The 4,899-nt window shown below is 40.8% G+C and carries 4 protein-coding genes; all 4 read right to left on the reverse strand.

Annotation, left to right across the window (positions count from 1 at the left end; genetic code table 11):
• Window positions 1-164 precede the first annotated feature (164 nt).
• On the reverse strand, window positions 165-977 hold the full coding sequence (nagB, locus tag Q5076_RS17755; RefSeq protein WP_303015130.1) for a glucosamine-6-phosphate deaminase: 813 nt from the start codon (window positions 975-977) through the stop codon (window positions 165-167).
• Between the two features lie 44 nt (window positions 978-1,021).
• Complete coding sequence (locus Q5076_RS17760) at window positions 1,022-2,218, reverse strand: FprA family A-type flavoprotein (protein ID WP_303015132.1); 1,197 nt, start codon at window positions 2,216-2,218, stop codon at window positions 1,022-1,024.
• 56 nt (window positions 2,219-2,274) lie between these two features.
• Window positions 2,275-3,249 carry a TIGR01212 family radical SAM protein gene (locus Q5076_RS17765; RefSeq protein WP_303015134.1) on the reverse strand — a complete coding sequence of 325 codons (975 nt, stop codon included), beginning with the start codon at window positions 3,247-3,249 and terminating at the stop codon, window positions 2,275-2,277.
• 1,061 nt (window positions 3,250-4,310) lie between these two features.
• Window positions 4,311-4,865, reverse strand: a complete 555-nt coding sequence (locus tag Q5076_RS17770) for a DUF2264 domain-containing protein (RefSeq protein WP_303015136.1) — start codon at window positions 4,863-4,865, stop codon at window positions 4,311-4,313.
• Window positions 4,866-4,899 lie beyond the last annotated feature (34 nt).

The following is a 4,899-nucleotide window of genomic DNA, read 5'->3' on the forward strand; positions in this document are numbered from 1 at the left end:
CTTTCTATTACGGGATAATGTTTAACATGTCCAACTTTTTGGGGTCACTTCATTTCGAGACAGCCTTTGAATCATATATTATCATCAGGAATTCTCCAAATAATTTTTCAAAATTAAGGAATCCAAATCACAACAACTTGCTATTCCCTACCTATATAATATACTTACTTAATCAAAGATTCCGGGTCTAGATGAGCAGACTCGATATCTTTAAAGTAACGGTAAGTTCCCACCTTCAACTCCACGGTAGCAGCATCATCGCAAACGATAATCCCTTTCTCATGCATCTGTAATGCACTGATAGTCCACATCTGCGTTACTGCACCTTCTACCGCATGATATAAAGCACGGGCTTTATTATGGCCGTTCACGATAATCATCACTTCCTTAGCGGAAAGCACAGTACCTACCCCTACCGTCAAGGAAGTTTTCGGAACTTTATTAATATCATTGTCAAAGAAACGGGAATTAGCGATGATAGTATCCATTGTCAATGTTTTCTGCCGCGTACGGGATGATAATGAAGAACCCGGTTCATTGAACGCGATATGCCCGTCAGGACCGATACCTCCCATAAACAGGTCTATACCGCCATAAGACTTAATCTTTTCTTCATAACGCGCACATTCCGCATCCAGGTCAGGAGCATTGCCATTCAGAATATTTGTATTTTCCGGTTTAATATCAATATGACTGAAGAAGTTATTCCACATAAAAGAATAGTAGCTTTCAGGATGCTCTTTCGGCAAACCTACATACTCGTCCATATTGAATGTCACCACATTCTGGAAGGAAACGATTCCTTTCTTATTCAGGTCAATCAGTCCCTTATACATACCCAAAGGAGAAGATCCCGTAGGGCAACCCAATACAAACGGTTTTTCAGGAGTTGGATTAGCAGCTTTTATTTTTGCAGCAACGTAATGTGCAGCCCACTGAGATACGGACTGGTAGTCCGGCTGAATAATAAGTCTCATAAGTCGATTATTTTATAGGTTAATAAATAAATTTCATTTATAATTTAAAGGTCTTTTTTCAAGCGCTCCGCCATCGCGCGAGCCAGATTCTCACATTGAGTATAGGTAATATCTTTCATTGCCTGCTTCATCTCTACCGGATCACCGACCAGCTCGAACTTACTTTTTTCCGCAAATTCCGCCAGGCGTTTCACGGCAGCACCCGCCCAAGTGAAGGAACCGAAATATCCTAAATAACGTCCTTTGACCTCACGCAGCAAGATTTTTGAAAGTAATGACTCTACTTCCGGAAATATCTGGTTACTGTAAGTAGGAGCACCGATAATCAATCCTTTGTAACGGAAAATATCTGCAATAATATAAGAAGGATGGCTCTTGCTTACGTTATGCATAACAATATTCTTGATTCCCTGTGCCGAAAGTTCCTCCGCAATCGCTTCCGCCATTTGTTCTGTATTCCCGTACATGCTTCCATAAGCAATCACTACCCCTTCGTCGGCATCGTAACGGCTCAGACGGTCATAGATACCAATCACTTTAGCGATATTCTCCGTCCACACCGGTCCGTGTGTGGAACAGATAGTGGAAATGGGAAGCCCTCCCAGCTTTTGCAGAGCTTTCTGTACCGGACTACCGTATTTACCTACAATATTAGAATAATAACGGACCATCTCTCCCCAATACTTATCCAAATTAATCCGAGTATCCAGGAAACCTCCGTCCAGCGTACCGAAACATCCGAATCCGTCTCCTGAAAACAGTACACCGTCTGTTTCATCAAATGTCATCATCGTTTCCGGCCAATGCACCATCGGCGTCATATAAAAACGCAGTTTATGATGTCCCAAAGCCAAAAAATCACCGTCTTTCACCAAATATTGTTCTCCGGTCACGCCATAGAATCCTTCAATCATGCCGAACGTCTGCTTATTGCCGACAATAATAATATTCGGATAATGCTGTTTAATCAGACGGATAGAACCCGAATGGTCCGGTTCCATGTGATTTATAATCAAATAATTGATAGGACGCTCACCAATCACTTGTTTGATTTTCCGCAAATACACCTCAAAATAACAAATATCCACAGTGTCTACCAACGCCACCATTTCATCATCAATCAGATAAGAGTTATACGAAACTCCATAGGGTAATGGCCACATCGCCTCAAACCGATGTTTATTGCGGTCATTCACTCCTACATAGTGGACATTTCCTTTAATTCTTGTTTTATGTTCCATATCTTAAATCTATATTATATCCATTATCTGTGTAATATTCCTTAAAAGCCAGGATTCTACTCCTCGATACACTTATCTTCCGCAAAAATAATTCTTTTTTCCGAATCCTTGAACTTCTTGCCTTGATAAGCATTCCTTTCTTTCATTCTTTTTTGCAAACGCGCTACAAATTCATAATTTTTCAACCCCCAGTCCGGGGCTATTAATAAATCTTTAGGAGATTGGGAAATAAAACGTTCCAATACCAGTTCCGGACGCAAATGTTCCACATAATCAATTACCCAGTCAATATACTCATCTACTTCCGTAAACAAATGGAAATCAGACGGATTCACAGTGTATTCATGTGCCATACGAGTGCCGCGAATCAACTGGAGTTGGTGAATTTTGAGAGTTGATAAAGGAAGTCCGGAAAGAATTTCCGCCTGTTCAACCATCATATCATGCGTCTCCCCCGGAAGTCCCAAAATGACATGCCCGCCTGTCAGTATACCACAAGCTGCTGTCCGGCAGATAGCAGCAACTGTTTCCTCATAAGTATGTCCCCGATTGATACGTCGCAAAGTATCATTACAAGTGCTTTCGATTCCATATTCTACTATAAGGAAAGTGTGTTTATTCAACTCTTCCAAATAACGTAACAACTCTTCGGGCATGCAATCTGGCCTTGTGCCAATTACCAGACCTACCACATCCCTCACCTCCAGAGCCTCTTCATACTTACATTTCAACCCTTCCAGTTCCGCATACGTGTTAGTATATGCTTGAAAATACGCCAGATATTTCATCTCCGGATATTTATGGGCAAAAAAGCGTTTTCCTTCTTCCAATTGTACGGCAACGGATTTCTCTGTACGGCAATAATCAGGATTGAATGTCTGATTATTACAATAAGTGCAACCTCCCCATCCTCTCGTTCCATCCCGGTTAGGACAAGTAAAACCCGCATTCAACGATATCTTTTGTACTTTATAAGGAAAATATTTACGCAAAAATGCGGGAAAATCATTATAGAAAAGATGAGCAGCCATATCTAAATTATTATTTAACTGGCAAACTTACGTAAAATTGGCGAACTATGAAACAGTTGGCACAAAATATCTTCAATATATCAAAATAATCATAAATAGCATAAGATAAATTAATAAATATTGCAAAAAAAGAAAGTATTTAAGTAGCTTTGCCTTGATTTTAGGCATTGACGGGAGGATACTTGTGAAAGTCTTGTGCAATTTATTCCCCAATTATGATTTCATCTCACCATACCCCATGCAACTCTCGTCAATAAAATTATCCTCTTTATATTCTGAACAAGAAAATAAAGGGGATTTTTAGTTGAAAGTACTTATGGAGTCAACGAAAAAGCCGGATTCGAAGCCACCTATTGGAACAACCGTGAATAAAAAGGTTAGATTACCGCCAGTGACAAGGAAAACCTGCAGAAAACCCTTCACGGTTTCCACAGAATCGGCATAGCCAAAGAAAAATAGAATGTCAACATCGAACTTATTTATGACTCCTCCGAATGGTTCGACATCGTACCAACACTATGACTTCCCTTGAACGGCACATATAAGATACTTCACGGAAACAGTTCCGGCTCCGGACAATTTGCAGTCCGTCGACATCCGGATTCAATAGGTTACCGGACATACGGGCCGATATCCGGACCCGGATACAAGAAGTTTAAACAAACGGTACTGTCCGTCAACGGATAATCATAAACCATCCTTATATTCCTGATTTACCTACGACGGATTGAATGGATTTCTAATTTCCAACCACTGTATAGAGTTCCGCATATACAGGAAGAAACCGTAAAAACAAATATCAACTTAAATCTGGTAATCAAATATTTCAGTCTCTCGACTGTCCGTCCCAAACGAATTTTCAGAAGAATGTGTCATTACCCGTGTAATACGAGTAATGACGGGGGCACATCACTTCTTTCCCATATTTATTGTAAAGGTCGATATATACTTGTCTTATCATGACCTCATGCCAAGCTTGTATTTCCTCAAAAGGACGACAAGCAAGAAGCCACCAACAATTGTTTTTATACTATCCAGATTTTGCTATCATCAAAACCTGCTTAGTTTTTCAATGAATGATGTCCGTCGATTGGGAAAGCTTTTCCCGCCCACGCTTTTTGAGAAGTCCATTCTTCGGACGGGTCACTCCAAAAAGGATGTGAAGCAGGAAGTCCCAAAGGCAAAAAGACAAGTGAAGTCATATACAAACTGCCGTTATTTGTATAATAATTCGCCAAATCCGGCTGATGTCCTGCAAAACCCAATGCCAAAAATCCCTTATCATCGAAATTCCCATCTACCGAAAACATGTTTCTCATGACTGCACTCAACGCATTCCGGACTTGTCCGTTAGTCAGCCCTTCAGGAAGGCCGTATTTCCAAGCAGCCAGCGCCAATGACTGGAATGCCCCCATGCGATAGACAACAGAACGTCCGAAAGCCGGAAATGTCCCCTCCGGAGAGATAAGGCGCTCCACGAAAACATTGAAACGCTGCATACGTTTGATTGCCAGCTCATGGCTGACAGGAGTAGGAAAACGGTTTTTGCTGCATGTTTCCAATATCTCCACATACATGGGATGAATGACAAAAGAATTATGGTGAGTTCTATCAATTCAATTTATCCTCTTGTATCAGACAGCAGAACTC

The organism is uncultured Bacteroides sp., from assembly GCF_958445495.1.
Taxonomy (GTDB): domain Bacteria; phylum Bacteroidota; class Bacteroidia; order Bacteroidales; family Bacteroidaceae; genus Bacteroides.

Excerpts from the sequence above, each read along its gene's own strand:
- nagB (WP_303015130.1), bottom strand. The coding sequence starts at position 977 with ATGAGACTTATTATTCAGCCGGACTACCAGTCCGTATCTCAGTGGGCT.
- Q5076_RS17760 (WP_303015132.1), bottom strand. The coding sequence starts at position 2,218 with ATGGAACATAAAACAAGAATTAAAGGAAATGTCCACTATGTAGGAGTG.
- Q5076_RS17765 (WP_303015134.1), bottom strand. The coding sequence starts at position 3,249 with ATGGCTGCTCATCTTTTCTATAATGATTTTCCCGCATTTTTGCGTAAA.